Annotated in this window: 22 protein-coding genes; 19 read left to right on the top strand and 3 right to left on the bottom strand. The window is 46.6% G+C overall.

Annotated elements, in window-relative coordinates; translation table 11 throughout:
• Positions 1 to 166: 166 nt before the first annotated feature.
• Positions 167 to 346 (top strand): XapX domain-containing protein, encoded by a 180-nt coding sequence (locus Q7A53_RS19935; protein WP_411790996.1) that lies wholly within the window; start codon positions 167 to 169, stop codon positions 344 to 346.
• 2 nt (positions 347 to 348) lie between these two features.
• On the opposite strand, the gene cls is transcribed toward Q7A53_RS19935, so the two are convergent.
• Positions 349 to 1542, bottom strand: a complete 1194-nt coding sequence (gene cls, locus Q7A53_RS19930) for a cardiolipin synthase (protein WP_411790966.1) — start codon at positions 1540 to 1542, stop codon at positions 349 to 351.
• Between the two features lie 193 nt (positions 1543 to 1735).
• Between cls and Q7A53_RS19925 the strand changes: the two genes are divergently transcribed.
• The 9 genes from Q7A53_RS19925 to Q7A53_RS19885 all read left to right on the top strand — a co-directional run bounded on the left by Q7A53_RS19925 (position 1736) and on the right by Q7A53_RS19885 (position 14713).
• Positions 1736 to 3868: a (Fe-S)-binding protein gene (locus Q7A53_RS19925; protein WP_411790965.1), complete on the top strand. Its 2133-nt coding sequence runs from the start codon at positions 1736 to 1738 to the stop codon at positions 3866 to 3868.
• Between the two features lie 142 nt (positions 3869 to 4010).
• Positions 4011 to 5198 carry an acetyl-CoA C-acetyltransferase gene (locus Q7A53_RS19920; RefSeq protein ID WP_411790964.1) on the top strand — a complete coding sequence of 396 codons (1188 nt, stop codon included), beginning with the start codon at positions 4011 to 4013 and terminating at the stop codon, positions 5196 to 5198.
• 16 nt (positions 5199 to 5214) lie between these two features.
• Positions 5215 to 6066 (top strand): 3-hydroxybutyryl-CoA dehydrogenase, encoded by an 852-nt coding sequence (locus tag Q7A53_RS19915; RefSeq protein ID WP_411790963.1) that lies wholly within the window; start codon positions 5215 to 5217, stop codon positions 6064 to 6066.
• 21 nt (positions 6067 to 6087) lie between these two features.
• Positions 6088 to 7233, top strand: coding sequence for an acyl-CoA dehydrogenase (locus tag Q7A53_RS19910; protein WP_411790962.1), 1146 nt, complete (start codon positions 6088 to 6090; stop codon positions 7231 to 7233).
• Positions 7234 to 7246: 13 nt separating this feature from the next.
• A complete protein-coding gene (locus Q7A53_RS19905) occupies positions 7247 to 8386 on the top strand; it encodes an acyl-CoA dehydrogenase (RefSeq protein WP_411790961.1) in 1140 nt (379 codons plus the stop codon).
• A gap of 18 nt (positions 8387 to 8404) precedes the next feature.
• Positions 8405 to 9355 carry a methylmalonyl Co-A mutase-associated GTPase MeaB gene (meaB, locus tag Q7A53_RS19900; RefSeq protein WP_411790960.1) on the top strand — a complete coding sequence of 317 codons (951 nt, stop codon included), beginning with the start codon at positions 8405 to 8407 and terminating at the stop codon, positions 9353 to 9355.
• The gene (locus tag Q7A53_RS19895; RefSeq protein WP_411790959.1) at positions 9345 to 9974 is read left to right on the top strand and encodes a TetR/AcrR family transcriptional regulator; all 630 of its coding nucleotides are present in this window, start codon (positions 9345 to 9347) and stop codon (positions 9972 to 9974) included. Before meaB ends, Q7A53_RS19895 begins: the two co-directional genes overlap by 11 nt.
• A gap of 18 nt (positions 9975 to 9992) precedes the next feature.
• Positions 9993 to 13238 carry a fused isobutyryl-CoA mutase/GTPase IcmF gene (gene icmF, locus Q7A53_RS19890; protein WP_411790958.1) on the top strand — a complete coding sequence of 1082 codons (3246 nt, stop codon included), beginning with the start codon at positions 9993 to 9995 and terminating at the stop codon, positions 13236 to 13238.
• A gap of 203 nt (positions 13239 to 13441) precedes the next feature.
• Complete coding sequence (locus Q7A53_RS19885; RefSeq protein ID WP_411790957.1) at positions 13442 to 14713, top strand: helix-turn-helix domain-containing protein; 1272 nt, start codon at positions 13442 to 13444, stop codon at positions 14711 to 14713.
• A gap of 42 nt (positions 14714 to 14755) precedes the next feature.
• Here Q7A53_RS19885 and Q7A53_RS19880 read toward each other — a convergent pair whose 3' ends face one another.
• Complete coding sequence (locus Q7A53_RS19880) at positions 14756 to 15070, bottom strand: hypothetical protein (RefSeq protein ID WP_411790956.1); 315 nt, start codon at positions 15068 to 15070, stop codon at positions 14756 to 14758.
• A 585-nt stretch (positions 15071 to 15655) separates the two neighbouring features.
• On the opposite strand from Q7A53_RS19880, the gene rpoE reads away from it, so the two are divergent.
• Together rpoE and Q7A53_RS19870 are read left to right on the top strand one after the other, a co-directional pair.
• Positions 15656 to 16213, top strand: a complete 558-nt coding sequence (gene rpoE / locus Q7A53_RS19875) for a DNA-directed RNA polymerase subunit delta (RefSeq protein WP_411790955.1) — start codon at positions 15656 to 15658, stop codon at positions 16211 to 16213.
• A 179-nt stretch (positions 16214 to 16392) separates the two neighbouring features.
• Positions 16393 to 17994, top strand: coding sequence for a CTP synthase (locus tag Q7A53_RS19870; RefSeq protein ID WP_411790954.1), 1602 nt, complete (start codon positions 16393 to 16395; stop codon positions 17992 to 17994).
• Positions 17995 to 18632: 638 nt separating this feature from the next.
• On the opposite strand, the gene Q7A53_RS19865 is transcribed toward Q7A53_RS19870, so the two are convergent.
• Positions 18633 to 19151: a DUF2529 family protein gene (locus tag Q7A53_RS19865; RefSeq protein ID WP_411790953.1), complete on the bottom strand. Its 519-nt coding sequence runs from the start codon at positions 19149 to 19151 to the stop codon at positions 18633 to 18635.
• Positions 19152 to 19346: 195 nt separating this feature from the next.
• On the opposite strand from Q7A53_RS19865, the gene Q7A53_RS19860 reads away from it, so the two are divergent.
• The 7 genes from Q7A53_RS19860 (at position 19347) to Q7A53_RS19830 (ending at position 26081) form a co-directional block, all read left to right on the top strand.
• Entirely contained in the window at positions 19347 to 19712 is a 366-nt protein-coding gene (locus Q7A53_RS19860; RefSeq protein ID WP_411790952.1) for a response regulator, read from the top strand.
• Positions 19713 to 19878: 166 nt separating this feature from the next.
• Entirely contained in the window at positions 19879 to 20742 is an 864-nt protein-coding gene (gene fba, locus Q7A53_RS19855) for a class II fructose-1,6-bisphosphate aldolase (RefSeq protein WP_411790951.1), read from the top strand.
• A gap of 126 nt (positions 20743 to 20868) precedes the next feature.
• Complete coding sequence (fsa, locus tag Q7A53_RS19850; RefSeq protein ID WP_411790950.1) at positions 20869 to 21510, top strand: fructose-6-phosphate aldolase; 642 nt, start codon at positions 20869 to 20871, stop codon at positions 21508 to 21510.
• Positions 21511 to 21581: 71 nt separating this feature from the next.
• Complete coding sequence (locus Q7A53_RS19845) at positions 21582 to 22868, top strand: UDP-N-acetylglucosamine 1-carboxyvinyltransferase (protein WP_411790949.1); 1287 nt, start codon at positions 21582 to 21584, stop codon at positions 22866 to 22868.
• Positions 22869 to 23468: 600 nt separating this feature from the next.
• The gene (gene rho, locus Q7A53_RS19840; protein WP_411790948.1) at positions 23469 to 24752 is read left to right on the top strand and encodes a transcription termination factor Rho; all 1284 of its coding nucleotides are present in this window, start codon (positions 23469 to 23471) and stop codon (positions 24750 to 24752) included.
• Positions 24753 to 24925: 173 nt separating this feature from the next.
• Complete coding sequence (locus tag Q7A53_RS19835; RefSeq protein WP_411790947.1) at positions 24926 to 25171, top strand: type B 50S ribosomal protein L31; 246 nt, start codon at positions 24926 to 24928, stop codon at positions 25169 to 25171.
• Between the two features lie 295 nt (positions 25172 to 25466).
• Positions 25467 to 26081 carry a thymidine kinase gene (locus tag Q7A53_RS19830; RefSeq protein ID WP_411790946.1) on the top strand — a complete coding sequence of 205 codons (615 nt, stop codon included), beginning with the start codon at positions 25467 to 25469 and terminating at the stop codon, positions 26079 to 26081.
• Positions 26082 to 26689: the final 608 nt, after the last annotated feature.

Below are 26689 nucleotides of genomic sequence, written 5' to 3'. Positions count from 1 at the left end.
AATAACAAAAGGGCGTCTTTGCTGACTAGGGCAGGGGCGTTCTTTTTCTTGGTTCCATCTCAAGCTCAAGAGGGTGGACTTCTGCTAAAATAGAGCAGGCTGCCATATACTAAACCCAGGCAGAAGCAGTAAGATAAAGAGAGAAAAGAGGAGACGAATAGTGATGATGAAAGAAATTATATTAGCTTTAATTACAGGTTTTATAGTAGGGCTGGTCTTTGCCGCCTTTAAATTGCCAATCCCGGCGCCGCCCGCATTCGCTGGAGTTGCCGGAATTGTAGGCATTTACTTAGGCTTCAAAGTGTTTGCATGGATGATACCGATGGTCACCCAGGTATTTAAATAACGTTAGAGTAACGGCCGAAGCAGAATGGCAATCTTACCGCTTATTTTCGTAGTGAGGGACCGTTTAGCCAGCCATTCTTCGTCTAAAGCGATGGCGTTAAGGGTATCTTCCAGAAACATTGCTTTTAATTCTTTAATAAATGCAGGATCGTACACGAGCGTGTTCACTTCTTTATTCAAGAATAAGCTGCGCAGGTCGAAATTAGCGGTGCCAATATCGGCGAGTTTCTCGTCAATAATCATCACTTTGGCATGGTAAAACCCATCGTCAAACATCGACACGGTGCCGCCTTCCTGGCAGATCCGCTGTAAATACGGGGTAGCTGCAGGCTTGACCAGCGGGTGATCGGCTTTCAACGGCACCATAATGTGCAGATGGACCCCGCGGTGGATGGCCTGTATCAATTCCGTCATCATTTTTTCCGTGGGAATAAAGTAAGGCGTACCGATATAGATTTCTGTTTCCGCCTGCTGAATCATGGCTATAAATTCATGCTCCAGCCGGGTTCCGTCGGTGGCAACAAATCGTATTTCCTTATCCCCGAGGTGATCAGAGATGGGCAGCGGCTCTATTTTTTCCCCGGTTTCCACCAGCCAGTCGTCGAGCAGAATGGTATGAAGATGGCTCACGGCAGGACCGATGAGTCGCAAATGATAGTCACGCCACTCGCCGAACTTCGGATTTTCCCCAAGATAATTCTTCCCAATGTTAAAGCCCCCGGCATAACCTATTTTTCCATCAATGATGAGGATTTTCCGGTGATTCCTCCGGTTTACTTTATAAAAGAAATACGGAAATCCCAGTTTGCTGGCAAAGCTAAACTGAACCCCGGCCTCTCGCATTTTCTGGATCATCGCGGGCTTGATTTTATAGCCGCCCAGCCGGTCGACCATCAATCGGACTGTTAATCCCTGTTTGGCTTTTTTCTTTAAAATATCAATAAACTGCAAGCTGATTTCATCATCCGCAATTAAATAAAAGAGCACGTCAATCTGCTTCCGGGCATCCGTGAGATCCTGAAATAAGTCCTCAAACAGCGGCGCACCGTTCTTGTATAACTTATAATCTCCTTTGGCTTTGTCGAAAGTAAGAAAGCGGGCTTGCTTTTTGTGGGCTTTTTTACCCATTTTAAAATCTAAAATAACCAGTAAAATAAGGATAAAGATGCTGATGAGTGCTGCAAACAGTCCGATCAACGCTTTCACCTCCGTTAAATGTTACGTTAGTTTTCCCTAAACCTTGGTTTTGAACAGGGAAAAGGTGAAAATATGTTGACTGAATGCTCATTCATAATTTATAGTTAAACTATAAGATTCAGAAAATTTTCCAGTTTCTGAGCCAAAATAGCACGAATCGCAGCTGCGATTACAACAAAGAGGGGGAGAGGCAATGAATCCGTTGCTGTTAGCAAACTGGATTTTGTTCCTTGGTGTAACCGTTTACGGATTGTACTTATTCGTTCGAATCGTGCGGACGCGTATTGCTTACATTCAATTGGGACGGAAAGTCGAGTTTGATGGGGAAATTAAGAAACGATTAAATAAAATAGGAGTCTATGTTTTTGGTCAGAAGAAACTGTTGAAGGATAAGAAGTCCGGTGCCATTCACGTGATGATGTTTTATGGATTTCTGCTCGTTCAGTTCGGGGCCATTGATTTTATTTGGAGAGGACTAGCCCCAGACAGCCATTTACCACTTGGCTTCTTATATCCGGGTTTTACCTTTTTCCAGGAATTAGTTGCTTTCATGATCTTAGTTGCTGTGGTCTGGGCTTTTTACCGCCGTTATGTGGAGAAGCTCGTCCGGCTGAAGCGTGGATTTAAAGCAGGACTTGTTCTATTGTTTATTGGCGGACTGATGGTCAGTGTGCTGGTAGGGAATGGTATGGGCATCATCTGGCACGGAGAAGCAGGGGGCTGGACAGAACCGATTGCGAGCTTAATTGCAAGCGCTTTCTCATGGCTGCCGACCGCTGCCGCTGTTACCATTTTCTTTGTATGCTGGTGGATTCACTTGCTGATCTTGCTCACTTTCTTAGTGTATGTGCCGCAGTCCAAGCATGCGCACTTGATCGCAGCTCCGGCGAACGTCTTCTTAAGCCGCGACGATCCGCCTGGTAAGCTGAAAACGATTGATTTTGAGATTGATGAGGAAGCGGAAGAAGAGGATGTTTCGTTTGGTGTGGGCAAGATTGAAGAATTTAATCAGAAGCAGATGATCGATTTCTATGCCTGCGTAGAATGCGGACGCTGTACCAACGTGTGTCCGGCCACAGGATCAGGCAAAATGCTGTCGCCAATGGACTTAATTATTAAGCTGCGTGACCATTTAACGGAAAAAGGGGCTGCAGTTACGGGCGAATATCCGTGGGTACCTTCCTATGCGTTTTCCGGCACAGAAGGCAACCAGCTCGCCCAAATGTCCCGCTCGCAAGGAATTAGTGAAACGGCCGCCGCCATTGAAGAAGTGAACAACAAGGATTTAATTGGCGATGTGATCACGGAAGAAGAGCTGTGGGCGTGTACCACTTGCCGAAACTGTGAAGATCAGTGTCCGGTCATGAATGAACACGTCGATAAAATCATCGACCTTCGCCGTTACCTGGTGTTAACGGAAGGGAAGATGGATCCCGATGGCCAGCGGGCCATGATGAATATCGAACGTCAGGGCAACCCTTGGGGACTTTCTAAGAAAGAACGAGAGAACTGGCGTGAGATCGACGAGGACGTACAGATTCCGACAGTGAAGGAATTGAAGAAGTCCGGCGAAGAATTTGAATACTTATTCTGGGTAAGCTCCATGGGATCGTATGATAACCGCAGCCAGAAAATCGCGCTTGCTTTCGCTAAATTGATGAACAAAGCAGGGATCAAGTTTGCGATTCTCGGCAATAAAGAACAGAACTCCGGTGACACGGCCCGCCGTATGGGGAATGAATTCTTGTTCCAGGAGCTTGCAGAAAAGAATATGAAAGAATTTGAAAAGCATGATGTGAAGAAGATTATTACGATCGATCCACATGCGTACAACATTTTCAAAAATGAATACCCTGATTTCGGATTAGAAGCAGAGGTGTACCACCACACCGAAATGCTGGCTCAGTGGCTGAAAGACGGCATATTGAAGCCGGAAGCAGAGGTCAATGAAACGATTACGTACCATGACAGCTGTTATCTGGGCCGCTATAACGAAGTTTATCAGCCGCCGCGTGAGGTGCTTGAAATGATTCCTGGCGTACAAGTGGTGGAAATGAAACGGAATCGCCAAAACGGCATGTGCTGCGGAGCCGGTGGTGGAATGATGTGGATGGAAGAGAAATCTGGCAACCGTGTCAACGTCGCTCGAACCGAACAGGCGCTTGAGGTGAACCCGACGATGATTTCCAGCGGCTGCCCATTCTGTCTGACGATGCTGTCGGATGGAACGAAGGCGAAGGAAGTCGAGGAGAAAGTCAGTACGATGGACATTGCGGAAATCTTAGCAAAGTCCGTGTTTCCAGAGAAACAAGAGAAAACAGCGTAAATAATGATGAAAAAAAGTAAATGTAGTACGAAAATTGTGGAAAGTGTACAGCATTTTATGTACACTTTCTTTATGGGGCGAAATTGAGCGAGCGTTCAATCGTCATTTTTGAAAGCGTTATCAAATGAGGAGGAAATCAAACATGCGTAAAACAGTGATAGTATCCGGTGCTCGTACACCATTCGGTAAATTTGGCGGCGGTCTAGCGCCATTAACGGCGGCTCAGCTTGGCGGAATTGCGATTAAAGCGACGTTGGAACGCGCCAATTTTAAAGCGGAAGATCTGAATGAAGTGATTATGGGAAGCGTTCTGCAAGGCGGCCAAGGCCAGCTGCCATCAAGGCAGGCAGCGCGTGCAGCCGGCATTCCATGGGATATTAAAACAGAAACGGTCAACAAAGTATGTGCCTCAGGAATGAGAAGTGTAACGATGGCCGATCAGTTCATTCGTCTGGGAGATGAAGAGGTTATCGTCGCCGGCGGTATGGAAAGCATGAGCAATGCTCCTTACTTTATGCCGAAAGCACGCTGGGGATTACGCATGGGGGATGCTGCCGTAAAGGATATGATGGTTCATGACGGCTTAACCTGTTCGTTCGAGAATGTTCACATGGGCAATTACGGAAACCGCACAGCAGAACAATTCGAACTCACACGCGAAGCCCAGGATGAATGGTCTTATAGAAGCCACCAGCGTGCCGTTAAAGCGATCGAAGACGGCAAACTTGCAGAAGAAATTGTTTCTGTCGAAGTGCCAAAGCGTAAAGGGGATCCAGAAGTTGTAGACACGGATGAAGCGCCGAGAAAGGACACTTCTGTGGAAGCGCTTGCTAAATTGCGTCCGGTTTTCGATCCGAATGGAACGATTACGGCTGGAAATGCTCCAGGAGTGAATGACGGAGCCTGTGCCATGCTATTAATGTCTGATGAGAAGGCGAAGCAGCTAGGTGCCGATACTCTAGCAACCATTCTTGCTCATGATGAAGTAGCCGTCGAAGCTCAGGATTTCCCGCAGACTCCAGGACTTGTGATCAATAAACTGTTGAAAAAAGCGGGCAAATCGATTGACGATATTGATCTGTTTGAAGTAAATGAAGCCTTTGCAGCCGTTTCACTCGCCAGCGGAAAGATTGCCGGCATTGATCCGGAGAAGGTGAATGTAAATGGCGGAGCGGTTGCGCTTGGTCACCCAATTGGGGCGAGTGGTGCGCGAATTTTACTTACTCTTGCTTATGAACTGAAACGCCGCGGCGGTGGTCTCGGTATTGCTGCGATTTGTTCAGGCGGCGGCCAGGGAGATGCGGTTTTAATCGAAGTAGCGAAGCAGTAGAAGGAGAGGGATAGATATGTCGATCAACACAGTAATGGTGATTGGAGCAGGGCAAATGGGTGCGGGAATCGCCCAGGTGTTTGCTCAATCAGGAATCCAAGTGAAATTGAATGATTTACAGCAGGATGCCCTGGATAAAGGGTTATCCGGTATTGAAAAGCGGCTGGCCCGAGCCGCAGAAAAAGGCAAAATGAGTGCAGAAGATCAGACGGCCGCTTTTAACCGTTTATCAGGCACCACGAATCTGGAAGACGCTTCCGATTGTGATCTCGTTATTGAAGCCGTCGTCGAGAATATGGATGTGAAAACGAAGGTTTTTCAGCAATTAGATAAAATCACTCCTAAGCATGCCATCTTGGCATCTAATACTTCGTCGCTGCCGATCACTGAAATTGCGGCCGCTACGAATCGCCCGTCTCAGGTGATTGGGATGCACTTTATGAATCCGGTGCCGGTCATGAAGCTGGTGGAAATCATCCGGGCCATCCAGACGAGTGATGAAACCTATCAGGCGATCGAGGATATGACGAAGCAATTAAATAAATCTCCCGTTGAAGTAGAGGACTTCCCAGGGTTTGTATCTAACCGGATTCTGATGCCGATGATTAATGAAGCGATTTATACAGTCTATGAAGGCGTTGCGTCTCCTGAAGACGTAGATACCGTTATGAAACTGGGCATGAACCATCCGATGGGACCGCTGACGTTAGCCGATTTCATTGGACTGGATACGTGTTTATATATTATGGAAGTTCTGCATGAAGGATTTGGCGACAGTAAATACCGTCCCTGTCCGTTACTTAGGAAATATGTGAAAGCAGGCTGGCTTGGTAAAAAATCAGGACGCGGTTTTTACAGCTACGAATAACCGGTAGAGGAGAGAACAACGATGAATTTACAGTTTACGGATGAACAGCAGATGATGAGGAAAATGGTTCAGGATTTTGCCGAAAAAGAAGTCGCACCGGCAGTAGCACGGATGGAAGCGGAAGACCGGTTTCCGATTGAATTGGTGAGAAGGATGGGAGAACTGGGGCTCATGGGGATCCCGATTCCGGAAGAGTACGGCGGGGCCGAAATGGACTACACCTCCTACATTATCGCGATTCACGAAATTTCCAAAGTCAGTGCTACATTAGGCGTTATCTTGTCTGTCCACACATCTGTTGGAACGAATCCAATCCTTTACTTCGGCACCGAAGAGCAAAAGAAGAAGTACATCCCGAAGCTTGCCAGCGGTGAATATTTAGGGGCCTTCGCTTTGACGGAGCCAAGTGCAGGTTCAGACGCCGGCAGCTTAAAAACGAGAGCACAGAAGCAGGGAGATTCTTATATCCTCAACGGCTCAAAAGTATTTATTACCAACGGGGGAGAAGCAGATACGTTTATCGTATTTGCCAGAACGGACCGGGACGAGAAGAACGGTAAAGGAGTCAGTGCCTTTATTCTAGAGCGTAATACGCCAGGCTTCTCGATCGGTAAACCAGAGAAGAAAATGGGACTGCACGGGTCAAGTACGGTTTCGCTTAATTTTGACCAGTGTGAAGTTCCTGCCTCGCAGATGCTGGGGAACGAAGGAGAGGGCTTTAAGATCGCCCTGTCGAACTTGAATATCGGCCGCATCGGCATCGCCGCCCAGTCTCTCGGTATTGCAGAAGCCGCCTTTGAACACGCGGCCGCTTACGCAAAAGAACGCGAGCAATTCGGAAAGCCGATAGCGAAACTGCAGGGTATTTCCTTTAAGCTTGCCGATATGGCGACTGCTGTGGAAGCGTCTAAATTGCTTGTCTACCAGGCAGCGGCCATGCAGGGCAACCAGGAGAAATGCGGCAAACAAGCTTCGATTGCCAAGCTTTTCGCTTCCAAAACAGCGGTTAATACAGCCATTGAAGCGGTCCAGGTTCACGGAGGATACGGCTACACCGAGGATTATGCGGTTGAACGGTTTTTCCGCGATGCGAAAGTTTGCGAAATCTATGAAGGTACGAGCGAAATACAGCGGATAGTGATCAGCAACCACGTGTTGAACGATTAAGGAGGAGCAGCAGATGGATTTTAAACTTTCAGAAGAACAAGAAATGCTTAGAAAAATGGTCAGAGATTTTGCCAAGAATGAAGTGGAACCAACCGCAGCAGAGCGGGATGAAGAGGAGCGGTTCGACCGGGGCATCTTCGATAAAATGGCGGAGCTCGGACTAACCGGGATTCCTTGGCCGGAAGAGTACGGGGGAATCGGTTCAGACTTCGTCAGCTACGTGATCGCGGTGGAAGAATTGTCACGCGTATGTGCGTCTACCGGCGTTACATTATCCGCACATATTTCTCTTGCCAGCTGGCCGATTTATAAATTCGGAAATGAAGAGCAGAAGAAAACATTTCTCGCCCAGCTCGCTTCCGGCGAAAAACTCGGCGGTTATGCGCTGTCTGAGCCAGGTGCCGGCAGTGACGTTTCTTCCATGCGCACGCAGGCGAAACTTGACGGCGATCATTACATTTTGAATGGCAATAAAGTTTGGATTACGAACGGCGGCGTCGGTGATCTTTATATTGTGTTTGCAAAGACCGATCCAAGTGCTGGAAGCCGCGGTGTGAGTGCTTTTATCGTGGAAAAAGGAACAGAAGGCTTCACCTTCGGCAAGAAAGAGAAGAAGCTGGGCATACGCTCGTCCCCAACGACCGAGCTCATCTTTGAAAATTGTAAAATCCCGAAAGAAAATCTGCTTGGCGAAGAAGGCCAGGGCTTTAAAATTGCGATGATGACACTGGATGGCGGCCGTAACGGCATTGCTGCTCAGGCGGTAGGAATCGCTCAAGGCGCACTTGATGCGTCGGTTGGCTACGCAAAAGAGCGGGAACAATTCGGCAAACCGATTGCCAAGCACCAAGGGGTTTCCTTTAAGATTGCCGATATGGCGACCGAAATCGAAGCGGCACGTCTGTTAACCTACCAGGCAGCTTATTTGGAATCAGAAGGCCTGCCTTATGCCAAAGCATCAGCAATGGCTAAGCTTTTCGCCGGCGATTCTGCGATGAGAATTACAACCGAAGCGGTGCAGGTTCATGGCGGATATGGCTATACCAAGGATTATCCGGTAGAACGCTACATGCGCGATGCGAAGATTACGCAAATTTATGAAGGTACAAATGAGATCCAGCGGCTGGTCATCGGCCGGATGGTAACCCAGTAATCGAAGGGACGATCGACTATGCACCCGCTCGCTGAACGGATTCAGAAACAGGATATGCGCGCCCTCGCCCGGGCCATCACCGTGGTTGAGAGTGATGAACAGCAGAAGCTGGAGCTCATGAGTGATATTTTCTCGATCAAAAAGCAGGCCCATCATATCGGAATTACCGGTTCGCCTGGTGCCGGGAAAAGCTCACTCATTAATCGGCTGCTGACTTTCCTGCGTTCCCAGAACTTAACCGTTGCGGTCATTGCCGTTGATCCGACGAGTCCTTTCAGTGGTGGATCTCTGCTTGGGGACCGGACGCGTATGAATCAGCACTTTACCGATCCAGGCATTTTCATTCGCAGCATGGCGACCCGCGGCAGCCTCGGAGGTCTTGCCCGTGCAACGAAGGATGCGATCCGGGTCTGTGATGCGTACGGGTTTGACGTGATTCTTGTGGAAACCGTCGGGGTCGGCCAGTCGGAACTCGATATTATGAAAGTCGTCGATACCACAGGCCTGGTCCTTACCCCTAACAGCGGAGACGTGCTGCAAATTTTTAAAGCAGGAATTATGGAAATTGCCGACTTGTTTATTATTAATAAAGCGGATCTTCCCGGCGTGGAAAAGCTGAAAACCACCCTGGAAGAATACATGATGATCGTTAATCCTAAAGGTTGGGAGCCGCCGATTGTTTCAACGATTTCCACGGAAAATCAGGGAATGGAAGACGTGTGGCAGGCGATGGCTGATCATCATACTTACTTGTACCAGACAAGCCAGGGAGAAGACCGGCGGAAGCAGCAGCTTAAGCTAGAAGTGTATGAATTAATCCGCGAAGAAATCTGGCGTGATGTGCAAGGGAAATTAGAGCGGGATGACCAGAAGCAGACGGCCTTTCAGAACCCGGAGGCCGATCCATACGAGCTCGCACGCTCCTGGTTTCAGGATTGGATGAGGAGGGAGAATGACGATGCCGAATAACCAAGTTCCTTCTTCTATAAAGGATGAAGCGCTCGTGTGGAAACGACGGAATCAAATGATTAAAGGAGCGGTCGCCCTCTTTAAGGAGAAGGGGTTTCATAAGACGACCACCAGAGAAATCGCGAAAGCTTCTGGATTCAGTATTGGGACGCTTTATGAGTACATCCGAAAGAAAGAAGATGTGCTCTTTCTCGTATGCGATTCGATTTACCAGCGCGTGAAGGAACGGATGGAAGCGTCGATCGACCCGAATCAGACGAGCGTCGAAAGTCTCGTGGAGGCGATCCGCTCTTACTTCCAGCTGATGGATGACATGCAGGATGAAGTTCTGGTTATGTATCAGGAAGTGAAATCGCTGTCGAAAGACGCCCAGGATTATGTGCTTCAGAAAGAGCGCGATATGGTAGCGATGCTGGAACAAGTGATCGTAAACAGTGTGACAGAACCCATTTCTGAAGCAGACGTGACCTTAATTGCCAATAATATTTTCGTCCAGGGACAGATGTGGGGATTCAGACGGTGGATTCTCAATCGTACGTTCACGCTGGACAGCTATATAGACAGACAAACGCAGCTCTTGCTTCATGGATTAAGTAAAGAGGTAAAAGAATTGTCCTAATAAAGGAGGAGGCTACACATGGAACAGCCTACTTTGTATACACCGAAGCATCCGGTGCGGTTCGTGACGTCATCGAGCTTGTTCGATGGTCATGACGCATCCATCAATATTATGCGGCGTATTCTGCAGTCAACGGGAGCAGAAGTGATCCACCTCGGCCATAACCGCTCCGTGGAGGACGTAGTCAATGCCGCGATTCAAGAAGACGCGCAGGGCATTGCGATTTCTTCTTATCAAGGCGGACATGTAGAATATTTCAAATACATGGTCGATCTGTTGAAGGAAAGAGGAGCAAGCCATATCCGTGTTTACGGAGGCGGAGGCGGGGTTATTATCCCTCGTGAAATTAAAGAGCTTCATAACTATGGTGTCGCCCGCGTATTCTCGCCGGAAGACGGACGTTCCCTCGGTCTGCAGGGGATGATCAATCTCATGATCGAAGAGTGCGATTTCATCCCGCCGCTGGATGTGGAAAAAGGGGTCGAAGAATTGTCCAACGGCAACCACCAGGCCGTGGCAAGGTTTATTACCTATGTCGAGAATACACCGAAAGAAGATCGCGAAGCCGTGGCTGCCTTTGAATCGGCGGTTGCGAAAACGACGGAGAAACAAATCCCAGTACTCGGGATTACCGGTACAGGCGGAGCGGGGAAAAGCTCCCTCACCGATGAACTGATCCGCCGGTTTATTCATGAAATTCCGGATAAAAAGATTGCCATCCTGTCCGTCGATCCGACGAAAAAGAAAACAGGCGGGGCGCTGCTTGGCGACCGCATCCGCATGAATGCGATTTTCAATCCGCGTGTATATATGCGTTCATTAGCGACCCGCGATGCCCGCTCAGAGCTTTCCACCGCGATTGAAGAAGCGATCCAGGTAACGAAAGCGGCCGGCTTTGATTTCGTTATTGTCGAAACGAGCGGAATCGGCCAGGGGGATGCTGCCATCACCGATATTACTGACTTGTCTATGTATGTGATGACCGCAGAGTTCGGAGCACCGTCGCAGCTTGAGAAAATCGATATGATCGATTTTGCCGACTTTATTGTAATTAATAAATTCGAGCAGAAAGGCTCACAGGATGCGATGAATCAAGTACGGAAGCAATATGAACGCAGTCACATGCTTTTCCACGAAGATACCAGCAAGTTTCCGGTTTACGGAACGATTGCCAGTCAGTTTAATGATCCAGGCACGAACACGCTGTTTGCAGCGATTGTTGATAAGCTGAATGACCAATTTGACTGGCAGGATGATACCTCATTCGAGCGGGTCAGTAAAGTAGAAAAGCAGAATGTGATTATTCCGAATGAACGCCAGCAGTACTTACGAGACATTTCCCTGGCGGTCAGAGATTATCATAAACATACAGAGAACCAGGCCGATAAGGCGCGCAAACTTTACCAGCTGAAGGGGACGCTAGAGCAGCTAGAGCAGGGAGAAGCGAAAGCGAGCATTGAACGTCTGGTTGAGGATTACGAGAAGTCACTGGACCGGGAAGCGGCTGATAAATTAGCCGATTGGGAAGACTTGCACAACCGTTACAGCGGCGACACGTACACCTTTAAAGTGAGAGATAAAGAGATCACAATGGACATCGTCACAGAAAGCCTGTCCGGTTTAAAGGTTCCTAAAGTAGCGCTGCCGAAATACTCCGACTGGGGCGACCGCTTAACATGGCTGTTGAAAGAAAACGTGCCAGGAGCCTTTCCTTTCACAGCGGGTGTATTTCCGTTTAAGCGAAAAGGAGAAGATCCGAAGCGTCAGTTTGCCGGCGAAGGGACACCAGAACAGACCAATCGCAGGTTCCACTACCTTTCCAAAGGGGATGAAGCGAAGCGGTTGAGTACCGCCTTCGACTCTGTGACGCTTTATGGTGAAGACCCGGATGAACGTCCGGATATTTACGGGAAAGTCGGCGAAAGCGGAGTGAACATTTGTACCCTCGAGGATATGAAAAAGCTTTACGATGGCTTTGACTTGGTCGATCCGAAAACATCAGTCTCGATGACGATCAACGGCCCAGCACCGATTATTCTCGCGATGTATTTCAATACCGCGATTGATCAGCAGCTGGAGAAATTCGAGCAGGAGAACAACCGCAAGCCAAACGCTGAAGAAGCCGCGAAAATTAAAGAAGAAACCATTCATGTGGTGCGCGGTACCGTGCAGGCCGATATTCTGAAAGAGGATCAAGGCCAGAACACGTGTATTTTCTCGACAGAATTCGCCCTGCGGATGATGGGAGATATTCAACAGTATTTCATCGATTATCAAGTGCGAAACTACTATTCCGTTTCGATCTCCGGCTATCACATTGCCGAAGCAGGAGCGAATCCGATTACTCAGCTTGCCTTTACACTGGCGAATGGCTTCACATATGTGGAGTACTACTTGAGCCGCGGTATGGATATTAATAAATTTGCACCGAATCTTTCGTTCTTCTTCTCGAATGGACTGGATCCGGAATATACCGTACTTGGCCGTGTAGCGCGCCGCATCTGGGCGATCGTGATGAAAAATAAATACGGAGCGAATGAACGCAGCCAGAAACTGAAATACCATATTCAGACGTCCGGCCGTTCCCTGCACGCTCAGGAAATTGATTTCAATGACATCCGGACCACCTTGCAGGCATTAATTGCCATCCAGGATAACTGTAACTCGCTGCACACCAACTCCTATGATGAAGCGATCACCACACCGACGGAGGAATCCGTAAGACGGGCGATGGCGATCCAAATGATCATCAGCAAAGAGTTCGGTTTAACGAAAAATGAAAATTCCTTGCAAGGTTCGTACATTATCCGCGAACTGACCGATCTTGTCGAAGAAGCGGTCCTGCAGGAGTTTGAAAGCATCAATGATCGCGGCGGGGTGCTCGGCGCCATGGAACGCCAGTATCAGCGCGGCAAAATCCAGGAAGAATCACTTTATTATGAAGGCAAGAAGCATTCAGGAGACTTACCGATTGTTGGTGTAAATACGTACCTGAATCCGAACCCACCTTCAGAAGAAGAAATAGATGCCATGGAAATTGCCCGAGCCGGCAAGGAAGAGAAAGAACATCAAATTAAAGAACTACGTAGCTTCCAGCAGGCGAATGAAAGCGAAAGCGGGCAGGCACTTCGTCGTTTACAAGAAGTTGCCCAAAGCGGCGGAAATGTGTTTGCAGAACTAATGGAAACCGTTAAAGTAGCCAGCCTCGGCCAAATTACCAACGCATTATACGAAGTAGGCGGCCAATACCGCCGCAATATGTAAGGGACAAAGGGACAGGTACCGCTGTCCCCCTTTTCTATTTTCGCCCCAATTCCTTATGCTCATAGGGAATTAGGGGTTTTTTTGTGGAAAATTTCATATGTTTCGACGGGATGCAGTGGAATTCGACAACTCCGATATGGGATAATATAGAAAAAGAGAACTTACGTATAGGGGAGGAAATTCTTATTAAAGGAGAGCCTAAAATGGGAGTTTCCGGACGTATTATTAAATACGTGAGAAACCAAAAGGGTGTAACACAGGAATCCCTGGCGGAAGGGATTTGCTCCGTTTCCTATTTGAGTAAAGTCGAAAATGAAACCCTGGAACCGAGTCAGGAAATTCTTGATTTGCTGGGGGAGCGGCTGGAAATTGCTCCGGGGGAACGAAACGGCGAAAGATGTGAGGTTTTAAAGAAAGAATTGTTTCACTGGTATCATTTCATGAAGCATGACTTGATGGATAAGGCTGGCCGGGTATACCGGGAGCTAGCGGATAGTTTTCCGCATCCGATCTATGAAGACTTGAACGATTATTTTTATTTATTTCGTTTCCGCTATGAAGTTGCCGAGCGTAAGGAAGCTAAAGTCCATTTGGGAGCAGAAAATCTTAAGCAATGGCTGCCGCTCTGGAAAGGAGACCGCCGCTTCTTGGCATATAAAATGCTCGGTTTTTACTATGACATGGTCAACGAACACCGGCGCGCACTGGACTATTTTCTTTCCGCAGAAAATCAAACGGACCGAACCCTGGATGAACAGGATCCTGAACTGCTTTATTATACAGGGCGGTGTTATTTGAAGATTGGTCTTCCTGTAAAAGCTATTTCTCATGTGGAAGGTGCCTTGAAGTACTACCAGGACAGCCTCAGCCAGCGCTGCGTGCTGAAATGCAAACTGCTGCTTGCCCGCTGCTATCACAAACTGGGAGAAGATGAACTGGCTTTCGCCCATTTAAATAAGATCATTTCGCTTGAGGATAAAGGGGTCGAAGAGGAATGGATTGGGAAGGCCTATTATTTACTGGGACTGCTGACCGCAGAAAAAGGGAACACAAGGGAGGCTCTCAGCCTGCTTTACCAGGCGCTTGAGTACTTGCATGGCAGAGGGGAAGAATACGTGTCTGCCTGCTATCATCTCGCCAAAATTCACCAGGGGCTGGATCATTTTGAGGAGGCAGCCATCAATATTCAGGAAGGCCTGGATTACACGGCAGACATGAAGCAGAACTACCGCCTGTACATCCTGGAAGCGGTCGTAAGCGGGACCATTGATTCCCTTGCCTGCTTGAATAAAATTGAAAACGAAATCCTCCCTTACTTTTACGAACATGATCACCGTGAGGAATGTTTAGAAGCACTGGAATTATTGGCTGAAGTCTTCCTGGAAAAAGGAAACTATAAGAAATCAGCCACCCTGTACCACCAAGCCTGCCACTATCGTAAGCAAGGAGTAGACATCCTGCATGCTCCGCTGTAAAAGCCCTGACTAAATAAAGAAAAGCAGTAAGTCAGGGCTTTTCTAATGTTCACCGCCCACCTGATCTTCATCGTGGGGCTGATTTATATTTGTTACATAAGGCGCAATCTTCCCATACCATTCGTACGTCACTTCATACGCCTCGCCGGTCTCCAGCAGCATCCATGTGCTCGGATCCTTGACGTGAAGCTTGTGGTCTTCCACCACGATATAGTAGCCTTCCTTATTATGAATTTTATCCGAAATGACAGCTTCACTCAGCTTCTCCGAGTGAATCATGCCGTAGTTGGTTACTAACCATATGACGATGACAATTGCACCGATTATGGCACCTATCCAGTTTGAGGGTTTCTTCATTCGGCTCTCTCCTTTACCGTAAAGCTCGCACTTCTAATTTTACGATATATTTCCAGGAACACCAAGTGTCGCGTTTTCCGGGTATGCCGGAAGGACGATTGAGCTATACTGACGGGTAACCGGGAGGCGGCTTGCGGCTAGGTTCTCACGATCAATCTGAAGAGGTGAAAGGCGCACCTCTGCAGCTCGCTCGCTTAGCCCGAGGGATCTAAACGCTCGCTTCCGCATTTCTATTGTCCAGCTGCAGCGCCTAGACGCTCGAGACATAAGCAATCCCATTCTGTGGCAAAGAGCGCCACGTCATGGTTTTGCTTATGCTTGTCGCGTCTGCCCAAGGCGCTTTCGCATTTCTATTGTCCAGCTGCAAGGCCCAGACCCTCGAGTCATAAGTCAATCGCCTGAGAGAGGAAAGGGCACCTCTCTCCGCCGCTTGTCTTATGCTTGTCGGGTCTAACCGGGCCTTTTCGCATTTCTTTATTTGATTTTTGGTTTTTGTGACCATATAATGAGTGGTATGATTAAATGTGATGCGTATGTTTTTGTATTCATATAATAAATTTTTTGAACTTAAAGGGGTGCAGGGTTGTGAGTTTAAAAGAACTTAGCGAACAGCAGATTAGTGAAATTTCGATGATTGAACTAGCAACATTGGTTCTTGAAGATGAGAAGAAAGCTCTTGATTTTAACGATATGTTTAATCGAATTGCTGATCTTAAGGGCTTTACTAATAAGGAAAAAGAAAATTATATCGCTCAATTCTATACCGATATGAATATTGATGGCGGTTTTATGACGATTGGAACAAACCAGTGGGGACTGAAGCGCTGGTATCCTGTCGAGCAGATGGAAGAGGAAATTGCTAACCTTCCGAAGAATCGCAAGAAGAAAAAGAAGAAGAAGAAAAAGAAACCTTCCAAATTGCTTGAAGATGAGCTTGGCGTATCTGGTTTCGATGATGAAGATTCAGAAGATCTTGAGGAAGATGTTGAATTGACCGATGAGGATCTTGATCTGGATGACGACGATGATGATTACGATGGAGACTATGAAGACGATGACCTTGACGAAGAGGAAGAGGAAATCGTGGAAGACGATATTAGTTTCATCGGCGACGACGATGATGATGACGAGGAAGAAGAGTAAATTTTATCCTGAGGTTGACTTTCAAAAGTCAAATCAGTACAATTTTATTTGGGCTCTTCAATTATCGAATGATCGTGAAACGCTCCCCGAGGCGGGGAGCGTTTTTTATTTTTTTATATAGTCCTTAATACAAAAAGCCTTTTTGGCAAATGATGAAAAAGACGAACAGGGAAAGAGGGATGATCGTGGCGACGAAGTATATTTTTGTTACAGGAGGAGTAGTTTCCTCTCTTGGAAAAGGGATTACGGCTGCTTCATTAGGACGTTTGCTTAAGAATCGAGGATTAAAGGTAACCATTCAGAAGTTCGATCCTTATATTAATGTGGATCCGGGGACGATGAGTCCTTACCAGCATGGGGAAGTGTTTGTAACGGATGATGGTGCTGAGACAGATTTGGATCTTGGGCACTACGAGCGGTTTATTGATATTAATTTAAATAAATTCAGCAATGTTACGACAGGTAAAGTGTATTCCAATGTGATTAAAAAAGAACGTCGCGGTGATTATTTAGGAGGAACGGTTCAAGTTATTCCTCATATCACGAATGAAATTAAAGAACGCGTCTTTCGTGCCGGTCATGAAACCAATGCCGACGTTGTCATCACAGAAATTGGCGGTACGGTAGGGGATATTGAATCGCTGCCGTTCCTTGAAGCGATCCGTCAAATCAAAAGTGACATCGGCCGCGAGCACGTCATGTATCTACACTGCACGCTGGTCCCTTATTTGAAGGCAGCAGGGGAAATGAAAACAAAACCTACTCAGCACAGCGTGAAAGAATTACGTTCGCTTGGGATCCAGCCTGATGTGATTGTTCTGCGTACGGAACAGGCGATTTCTGAAGATATGAAAGAAAAAATCGCTCTTTTCTGCGACATTAATAAGCATGCAGTCATCGAAGCGCGCGACTCCGAGACACTTTACAATGTTCCGTTAACACTGCAGGAACAAAAGTTAGATGAGCTTACTTGTCAGCACTTTGGTTTAGATTGTCCAGAACCAGATATGACGGAATGGAATAAATTAGTAGAGCAAGTGCAGAATCTTCAAGAAAAAGTCACCATTGCCCTTGTCGGTAAATACGTAGAACTACCTGATGCTTATATTTCTGTTGTCGAAGCACTTAAGCATGCAGGCTACAGCTATAATGCCGATATTGATGTGAAATGGGTAGATTCTGAAGATGTAAACGAAGGAAATGTCCATGAACATCTGAAGAACGTGGATGGCATTCTTGTGCCCGGCGGCTTTGGTGATCGCGGAATCGAAGGTAAAATTGAAGCGATTCGCTATGCCCGTGAAAAACAAGTACCTTTCCTTGGCATTTGTTTAGGTATGCAGTTGGCAACGGTTGAATTTGCCAGAAATGAACTTGGGCTGAAAGACGCTCATTCAGCGGAAATTGATCCGTCAACACCGCATCCAATTATTGACCTACTGCCTGAGCAGAAAGAAATTTCCGACTTGGGAGGTACGCTGCGTTTAGGCGTGTATCCTTCCAGACTTGAGCCAGGCTCAAAGGCAATGGAGGCGTATGGTGAAGAAGTGATTTATGAACGTCACCGTCACCGTTTTGAGTTTAACAATCATTATCGCGAACAGATGGAAGCGCGCGGCTTCAAATTTTCCGGTACCAGCCCGGATGGTCGTCTGATTGAAATTATTGAGGTGGAGGATCATCCTTGGTTCGTAGCGAGCCAGTTCCACCCGGAATTCAAATCTCGTCCAACCCGCCCGCAGCAATTGTTCCATGGTTTTATTGGTGCGGCAATGAAATAAAAAAATTATTAAATAGGAAAAGGCGCAAGGACAGTTATGAGTCCTTGCGCCTTTTTCATTCATATTTTATCAGCCGCTGCCATTGTAAGGGGTTATGTATGAATGAGGTTCGTTGCGGTTGGAGGATTAAGGATAGCTAGGAAACAACTCGCTTTCCTGCGGGGGAACTGGCAAACCTCCTCGCTCGTTTTCACTCTCTGCGGGGTCTCGCCTAGCTCCTTCTCCCGCGGGAGTCTCGTCGTTTCCTAGCTATCCTTCCATAGATGGATGAACGAACCTTTCCATGGGCAGACAAGAGCTCCTATTAACTAGATTCTCTTTTTAAAACACTGCATCTCCAATAATTGAATTCCGGATCTACTTGTTTTTGATAGAATCGGTGGTAAATGAAATTTCCATGCTAACATCAGAATGTTCCCTTTTTCTTGAAGGGGTTTCGAGATTCTTTTATGGTTAAGGGGCGGAGGGAAACGGTGAGACTCCGGTGGGAATTGCGGGACAGCTGAGACCCCGCAGAGCTTTGCTCGAGGAGGCTCAGCGCCCGCCCCACGGAAAGCGATCCTTTTCCCGCAGCCCCTAAACTCACACTAAAATATCGAAACTGAGTATTTGAGGTGAAACAAAATCTTTATAGGAAATCACTCATAATCCGCCATAAATTCTTCCACCGTCAATCGCAGCACGAAATAAGCATAAAACATCGTCATCACGGTAGGAAACCCAACCCGCCTCATATCAAACGGCAGTAGCGGCCGCGTAATCTTCGTATCAATAAAAAAGTCCGCTTCCTGCTGCAAAGGATTCTCAGCATCCTTCGTTAACGCGGCAAGCGCAATGACATCCGCGCCTTTATCTTTAACCGTGCGGACAAACTCACAGGCTTCCTGGTGCTCTGCCGTGCGAGCAGCAACAAGCACCCGGTCAATCGACGTCAGTTCTATGTCATCATCATAGACCTTCGCTTTGGGCAGCGGCTCAGGACCATGAAGTGCCTCAGCTTCAATTGCCTGCATTTCTCCAAATCCTTTGACGTAAATATGGCCATCTCCGACGAGAGCTTGAGATAAGCTGCGAGCTGCATCTTCAATATGAAACTCCTCTGTCTGGGCTATTTGCTGAAATTGTCCAGTTAATTGGGTTTGTAGCATTTTTAACATAGAACTCTCCTCTTTTCTTACGAATGCTAATCAATTAATAGCCTAGCATAATCTCGATTGTTGCAAAAGTTGCGAATAGATACGCGCTGAAGGAAGGAAATCGAACCGTCCCTATCGAATAGTGAGGTATAGAGATATAGGATAGGAATAGATAGAAATATATAGCAAAAATGCAAATGAAAGGCAGGTAAAAACATGACAAACAGGATCCTGATTGTGGATGACCAGCCAGGTATCCGGATGTTACTGGGAGAGATCATGAAAGGGGAAGGTTATGAAATCTTCTCTGCAAAGACAGGTAAACAAGCGTGCGAAATTATGGAGACGGAACACCCCGACTTAACCATAATGGACTACCACCTGCCAGTAATGGATGGCAAAGAAGTGCTGAGTTATTTTAACGAGAAAGGCTTTCATAATCCAGTCTTAATTATTACAGGATCATCGGAGGAATCGATAATCGAACATACGCGTTATCCGTTTGTTCGTGAAATTATTTCTAAACCTTTCGATATCCATAAAATGAGAGAAATGGTAACAAATATTCTAGTTCGAAGCTGATTTTATCCTTTGTTCAGCTTTTTTTTAAATGAAAGCGTTAACTCTAGTTATGGCTGTTGCGCCGATAGATGGGTATTGGTATTCTAATACTGTAGCTTAAAAATATACGGTATTAATTCACAGAATTCATACTAGTTTATAGTTTTCATTTAAAGGAGGATCTTTCATGCCGTTGGTATCAATGAAAGAAATGCTAGAAAAAGCTAAGGAAGAACGTTACGGAGTAGGACAGTTCAACCTTAATAATTTAGAATACGCTCAAGCGATTCTTCAGGCTGCTGAAGAAGAGCAATCCCCAGTTATCCTTGGTGTATCTGAAGGTGCTGGACGCTATATGGGTGGCTTTAACGTTGTTGTTGATATGGTTAAAGCATTGATGAAATCCTATGGTACAACTGTACCGGTTGCGATTCACCTGGATCACGGATCAAGCTTTGAAAAGTGTGCTGAAGCGATTCATGCCGGATTTACTTCTGTAATGATTGACGCTTCTCATGATCCACTGGAAGAAAATATCGCTCTTACTAAAAAAGTAGTAGAGCTTGCTCACATTCACGGAGTTTCCGTAGAAGCAGAGCTTGGCCGTGTAGGCGGACAAGAAGATGACTTGATCGTAGAAGATGCTGAGGCAGCTTACGCGATTCCTGCTGAATGTAAACAACTCGTAGACGAAACAAATGTTGATGTATTCGCACCAGCACTTGGTTCTGTCCACGGTCCTTATAAAGGTGAACCAAACCTAGGATTCGACCGCATGGAAGAAATCATGGGTATTGTAGACAAGCCGCTTGTTCTTCACGGAGGAACAGGAATTCCAACTTCAGATGTTAAGAAAGCTATTTCTTTTGGAACAGCGAAGATTAACGTAAACACTGAAAACCAAATGGCTCAAGGCAAAGCCGTACGTCAAGTATTGGCAGACCAGCCTGAACAGTACGACCCTCGTAAATATCTTGGACCTGGACGCGACGCTATTAAAGAAACAGTTATTGGCAAAATGCGCGACTTTGGTTCTTCTCAGAAAGCATAATAAATCAGTAAGAAGGAAGCCGTTACATCGTAGCGGTTTCCTTTTCAGCATGTGTGAAAACGTCATCATTTTACAAAGGGCATGATTATACTTACTATTTTCTAATTGGAGAGGGGAATTTTTTCTATGAAATTTTTCATTGATACGGCGAACATTGAGGACATTCGTGAGGCAAATTCACTTGGTATTCTGGCAGGAGTTACGACGAATCCCAGCCTGGTAGCTAAAGAAGGAGTTTCTTTTCACGAACGTTTGAAAGAAATTACGGATGAAGTCGAAGGATCAGTTAGTGCAGAAGTTATTTCTGAGGACTCAGAGGGAATGATTAGAGAAGGGAAAGAATTGGCGGCGATTGCACCTAATATCACCGTGAAAGTTCCGATGACGATGGAAGGTCTGAAAGCAGTGAAAGCCTTTAGTGATTTAAATATTAAAACGAATGTCACGCTGGTTTTCTCTTCTAATCAGGCGCTGCTTGCGGCGCGTGCAGGAGCCTCTTATGTCTCTCCATTCCTTGGCCGTCTTGATGATATTGGCCACAACGGTGTGGATTTGATTTCCGAGATTTCCGCTATTTTTGATGCGCATCAAATTGATACCGAAATCATTGCCGCGTCTGTTCGTCACCCTGTCCATGTTACAGAAGCTGCCTTAGCAGGAGCTCATATTGCCACTGTTCCATTCAAAGTGTTTGATCAGCTGGTTAAACACCCGCTGACCGATCAGGGAATTGAGAAATTTTTAAATGACTGGAATAAACAGCAATAAATTTTGTTTGAATTGGCAAAAATTGCACATGCTAAAGGCAAATTCTTTACCTTTAAAGCGAGGAGTTTCTCATGCGAAAACTATTAGTTGAAGGCGGTACTCGACTTCGCGGCCAAGTGAGGGTCAGCGGTGCCAAAAATAGTGCTGTAGCATTATTGCCGGCAGCCATATTAGCTGATTCTCCAGTCACGATCGAAGGACTGCCGAATATATCAGATGTTGGCATATTATCCGATCTCCTTTCAGAAATTGGAGGAAAGGTGGAAAAAGATGGACGAACGATCAAAATCGATCCATCGCACATGATTTCTATGCCTCTGCCAAACGGAAAAGTGAAAAAGCTCCGAGCTTCCTATTACTTTATGGGAGCCATGCTCGGCCGGTTTAATAAAGCGGTCATCGGGCTTCCTGGCGGCTGTCACTTAGGACCCCGTCCAATTGATCAGCATATTAAGGGATTTGAAGCCCTCGGTGCCGAAGTGACCAATGAGCAAGGAGCCATTTATCTTCGTGCAGAAGAACTGCGCGGCGCAAGGATTTATCTCGATGTTGTCAGCGTAGGAGCAACGATTAACATTATGCTGGCGGCTGTTCGGGCCAAAGGGAAAACCGTGATTGAGAATGCGGCCAAAGAGCCTGAAATCATTGACGTTGCCACTTTATTGACGAGCATGGGTGCGAAGATTAAAGGCGCAGGTACCGATGTGATCCGGATTGAGGGAGTCGACCAGCTGAGCGGCTGTCTTCATACGATTATTCCTGACCGGATTGAAGCGGGAACCTATACGATTATGGCCGCTGCTCAGGGCGAGGAAATGATTATTGATAACGTGATCCCCCAGCACCTGGAGTCGCTGCTTGCCAAGCTTCGGGAAATGGGCGTTACGATTGAGGAAAATGATGAACAATTGTATGTGAAGCCGGGCAATGCGCTCCGAAGCGTCGATATAAAGACACTCGTGTACCCAGGTTTTCCTACAGATCTTCAGCAGCCGTTTACCAGTCTGTTAACGAAAGCGGAAGGCACCGGGGTGGTAACCGATTCGATTTATCAGGCACGCTTCAAGCATATCGACGAACTGCGCCGGATGAACGCTTCGATTAAGGTTGAAGGAGGAGCGGCGATTGTGTCGGGGCCATCGACTTTGGAAGGTGCTAAAGTGAAGGCTACAGATCTTCGTGCCGGAGCAGCACTTGTGATCGCTGGTTTAATGGCAAAAGGTGTTACTGAAATTACCGGTGTCGAGCATATCGAACGTGGGTATGAAAATATTACCAATAAGCTAGTAGAGCTAGGAGCTAAAGTCTGGTACGAGGAAATGTCAGAGGAAGAAGTGGAACAGTTCCAGAACTCGTAAGCTGATTTCTGATGGCCGATTCGCTTCTGATTCACATGTTTAGGCAGTAAGATTATGGGCATGCTTGTACCATTCAACGAAGAATTCCTCAGCTTCTTGCTTGGGGATCACCTTCTGCAGCAGTCAAGCTGCTCTACTTGCTGCTCTTTAACCCGGAGTCAAAGGCTGTTATGGCCTCTTATTCGATGAAGTTCTATCTTGATCTTGTGCAGGGTAAATGTGGAGACCCCACCCTGCAGACAATGCCAGAAGTTGTGGTGTAACTACAATTTACCAGGGAAGCCGGAAACCCCGGCTTCCTCTTAATCTACCTTTCCCCATCAGCCCTGCCTGAAAAAAATTCAAAATAATGATTGAATCCAGACGATTACTAGTTGTACAATGAAGTATGTTTCATAGAATGATGTTTAAAACAAAGAAAAATGTTGTAAACCTCCGTAAGCTGCTAACATCCAACTTCCGAAGCTTCCCTATACCTTCACGGAATGAAATTCACTTAGAGAAGTCAAACAACGATTTAAAATTTAATTTCCAAAGCTTACCTTGGACTACGCCCGCCTGTTTCAGGCTCTACAGAAAAATTAAAAAAGTGGTGATTTTGTGGCAGAATTAACAATTTCCAGTTTAGAGACGATGACACTAAAGAATTTGTACACCAAAGCACGGCAGTACAAAGTATCTTATTATGCGAAGCTGACCAAACGCGAATTAATCTTTGCGATCTTAAAAGCTCAGGCAGAAAAAGATGGCTTTCTATTTATGGATGGGATTTTAGAAATCATCCCTTCAGAAGGATTTGGCTTCCTGCGCCCGATTAACTATTCTCCTAGTGCGGAGGATATCTACATTTCCGCTTCGCAAATCCGCCGTTTTGACTTAAGAAATGGCGACAAAGTATCAGGTAAGGTACGTCCGCCTAAAGAAAATGAACGATATTATGGTTTGCTTCATGTCGACGCTGTGAATGGGGAGGACCCGGATTCAGCGAAAGAGCGCGTTCACTTTCCAGCGCTTACACCTTTATATCCTGACCGTCAGATGAAACTGGAAACAGAAAGCAAGCAGTTATCTACCCGGATTATGGATTTGATGGCTCCCGTTGGATATGGGCAGCGTGGACTGATTGTGGCCCCGCCTAAAGCAGGGAAAACCGTTCTGTTAAAACAGATGGCTCACAGTATTTCCACGAACCATCCTGATGCCAAGCTGATCATCCTGCTCGTCGATGAGCGGCCGGAGGAAGTGACGGACATTGAACGTTCTGTTGCGCCGGATGTGGATGTAGTCAGCTCCACTTTTGATGAAGTTCCGGAAAATCATATTAAAGTATCAGAACTTGTGCTTGAGAGGGCGATGCGCCTGGTCGAACATAAGCGTGACGTGATTGTTTTAATGGACAGCATTACACGTCTGGCTCGGGCATACAATCTGGTGATCCCGCCAAGCGGACGGACGTTATCCGGCGGGATTGACCCGGCAGCTTTCCACCGTCCGAAACGATTCTTCGGTGCAGCAAGAAATATTGAAGAAGGCGGCAGTCTGACCATTCTAGCGACAGCGCTAGTAGAAACTGGCTCCCGGATGGATGACGTCATCTATGAAGAATTTAAAGGAACAGGAAACATGGAACTGCACCTTGACCGCAGTCTTGCCGAACGCAGAATCTTCCCGGCGATCGATATCCGCCGCTCAGGTACAAGAAAAGAAGAACTGCTGCTCTCCAAAGCAAGCCTTGATAAAATCTGGGCCATCAGACAAACGATGTCTGAATCTCATGACTTTATGGACCGCTTCCTGCGCCGCTTGAAATCCTCCAAAAATAACGAAGAATTTTTCGAATTAATGGATAAAGATATGAAGGGCAGGGTCGGCAATCGACGGTAATCATTGTCTTGCTGATCACCTGAAATATTTACCCTCCCAATCTTGCATTGAGAGGTTGACCCTGTTATAATCTTTCTATGTGAGTTTCAGTAAAAGGTGTTACTACTAACCTTCGACGGCTCTTACAATAACTCTGTATCTAAAGGATTCAGGGCAAAAAGGAGTGGAAGAACATGAAATCAGGAATTCATCCAGAATATCGCGATGTCGTTTTCCTTGACACAAGTTCTAATTTTAAGTTTCTAACCGGATCTACTAAAAATTCCGAAGAAACGATTGAGTGGGAAGATGGAAACACGTATCCATTAATCCGCGTAGAGATTAGTTCTGCGTCTCATCCGTTCTACACAGGTAAACAGAAAGCTGACAAAGCTGGTGGCCGTGTGGATCGCTTTAAGAAAAAATATAACCTTTCATAATAATGAGCCAACGTCCATTAGGATGAAAGCTTCATAATTTTGAGCAAAAACAGGCAAATTGTCTTTATGGTTTGCCTGTTTTTTTGTAGTCTGAGGGCTGCAAAGAAGGACATGCCGCCTGGACATTCGAGGTCATAAGACAAGCAGCTCTGTGAAGGAGATTCCCTTCACTATGCTGCTTGTCTTATGCTTGTCGTGTCTGCCGGGTGCCTGTCCGGTTTCAGCGCCTGGCTGCTCAAGGCGCTTACGCTTTTAATGATTTGTTTTTTTGAATGGGAAGGGAGCGACTGGAATCGTGTATGTGATGAAACAGAGTGGTTGGGTTGAGGTCATTTGTGGAAGTATGTTTAGTGGAAAATCTGAGGAGTTAATTCGAAGAGTCCGGCGTGCTACATACGGAAATTTGACAGTTCGCGTATTTAAACCTGCCCTTGATAATCGTTATAAAGAGGATTCCATCGTGTCTCACAACGGAACCTCTGTACTGGCAAGACCCGTGGATGCAGCACTTGAGATTCTCCACAACGTGGACGATACCATCGACATTGTCGGGATTGATGAAGTGCAGTTTTTTGATGAAAATATTTTGGAAGTCGTTGAATGCTTAGCTGATCGTGGAATTCGCGTGATCGTCGCTGGTCTTGATACGGATTTCCGCGGCGAGCCTTTTGGCAAAGTCCCTGAGCTGATGGCTTTGAGTGAAATGGTAACGAAGCTAAATGCGATTTGTCCTGTCTGTGGTTCTCCAGCAAGCCGTACACAGCGATTAATTGACGGGAATCCTGCGTCCTACGATGATCCGATTATTTTAGTAGGGGCGTCAGAGTCCTATGAGCCTAGGTGTCGTCATCATCATCAGGTGCCCAATAAACCCAGGCAACAAGAAGTGAAAGCCTACGCTGAACAATAAGAGTACCGAACGGGTTACCCCTGAAGCCAGTCATCACAAGCTTCAGGGGTTTTTATTTTTATGTTTTTCTCCGCTTTTTCAGAGGAGTGATCTTAAAGCACGCTATTTCGAGACTTTATTGTGTGAAAAAGTCCTGCGGGGGGCGACTCGCTTTCCGTGGGCATGCGCTGAGCCTCCTCAGACTTCGTCTTCCGGGGTCTCACCTGTCATGCTTCCCCCACAGGAGTCTCGCCGTCCCCCTCCGAACTTTGCCCTTTTTGAGTTTCTCGAAAACTGCTGCACACCTTCTATAAAGAGTGGCAAATAATCTCTTGATAGTGCAAACATCCACCTTAAAAGCTATTCATTCGTTCGAACTGCTCTTAATAAGTGTCCGTTCCCTGATATGTCAGGGCTGGATGGGAAATGGCGCACTGTTTTCTCACCATCAGACTTATTTGATAGACGAGTTCCGATGTTTTCTTTTGACCTCATCTTTTTGCATATCCCTGAAACTTTGATATTTCCGTTATCTCCATAATCATAAGAGGGCAGGGGAATTTCGAGACTCCTATGGGAGGATAGGACAGGAGAGATCCCACAGGGCTTTGTACACTGACCCCCGATTG

It is taken from the genome of Halobacillus rhizosphaerae (assembly GCF_046719735.1).
GTDB lineage: Bacteria > Bacillota > Bacilli > Bacillales > Halobacillaceae > Halobacillus_B > Halobacillus_B rhizosphaerae.
Note: the sequence above shows the minus strand (reverse complement) of the source record. Positions and strands in the feature narration are given on the sequence as shown.

What these genes read in the sequence shown, in the direction of transcription:
- Q7A53_RS19935 (WP_411790996.1), top strand. Translation starts at nt 167, where the DNA reads ATGAAAGAAATTATATTAGCTTTAATTACAGGTTTTATAGTAGGGCTG.
- Q7A53_RS19925 (WP_411790965.1), top strand. Translation starts at nt 1,736, where the DNA reads ATGAATCCGTTGCTGTTAGCAAACTGGATTTTGTTCCTTGGTGTAACC.
- Q7A53_RS19920 (WP_411790964.1), top strand. Translation starts at nt 4,011, where the DNA reads ATGCGTAAAACAGTGATAGTATCCGGTGCTCGTACACCATTCGGTAAA.
- Q7A53_RS19915 (WP_411790963.1), top strand. Translation starts at nt 5,215, where the DNA reads ATGTCGATCAACACAGTAATGGTGATTGGAGCAGGGCAAATGGGTGCG.
- Q7A53_RS19910 (WP_411790962.1), top strand. Translation starts at nt 6,088, where the DNA reads ATGAATTTACAGTTTACGGATGAACAGCAGATGATGAGGAAAATGGTT.
- Q7A53_RS19905 (WP_411790961.1), top strand. Translation starts at nt 7,247, where the DNA reads ATGGATTTTAAACTTTCAGAAGAACAAGAAATGCTTAGAAAAATGGTC.
- meaB (WP_411790960.1), top strand. Translation starts at nt 8,405, where the DNA reads ATGCACCCGCTCGCTGAACGGATTCAGAAACAGGATATGCGCGCCCTC.
- Q7A53_RS19895 (WP_411790959.1), top strand. Translation starts at nt 9,345, where the DNA reads ATGCCGAATAACCAAGTTCCTTCTTCTATAAAGGATGAAGCGCTCGTG.
- icmF (WP_411790958.1), top strand. Translation starts at nt 9,993, where the DNA reads ATGGAACAGCCTACTTTGTATACACCGAAGCATCCGGTGCGGTTCGTG.
- Q7A53_RS19885 (WP_411790957.1), top strand. Translation starts at nt 13,442, where the DNA reads ATGGGAGTTTCCGGACGTATTATTAAATACGTGAGAAACCAAAAGGGT.
- Q7A53_RS19880 (WP_411790956.1), bottom strand. Translation starts at nt 15,070, where the DNA reads ATGAAGAAACCCTCAAACTGGATAGGTGCCATAATCGGTGCAATTGTC.
- Q7A53_RS19870 (WP_411790954.1), top strand. Translation starts at nt 16,393, where the DNA reads ATGATCGTGGCGACGAAGTATATTTTTGTTACAGGAGGAGTAGTTTCC.
- Q7A53_RS19865 (WP_411790953.1), bottom strand. Translation starts at nt 19,151, where the DNA reads ATGTTAAAAATGCTACAAACCCAATTAACTGGACAATTTCAGCAAATA.
- Q7A53_RS19860 (WP_411790952.1), top strand. Translation starts at nt 19,347, where the DNA reads ATGACAAACAGGATCCTGATTGTGGATGACCAGCCAGGTATCCGGATG.
- fba (WP_411790951.1), top strand. Translation starts at nt 19,879, where the DNA reads ATGCCGTTGGTATCAATGAAAGAAATGCTAGAAAAAGCTAAGGAAGAA.
- fsa (WP_411790950.1), top strand. Translation starts at nt 20,869, where the DNA reads ATGAAATTTTTCATTGATACGGCGAACATTGAGGACATTCGTGAGGCA.
- Q7A53_RS19845 (WP_411790949.1), top strand. Translation starts at nt 21,582, where the DNA reads ATGCGAAAACTATTAGTTGAAGGCGGTACTCGACTTCGCGGCCAAGTG.
- Q7A53_RS19835 (WP_411790947.1), top strand. Translation starts at nt 24,926, where the DNA reads ATGAAATCAGGAATTCATCCAGAATATCGCGATGTCGTTTTCCTTGAC.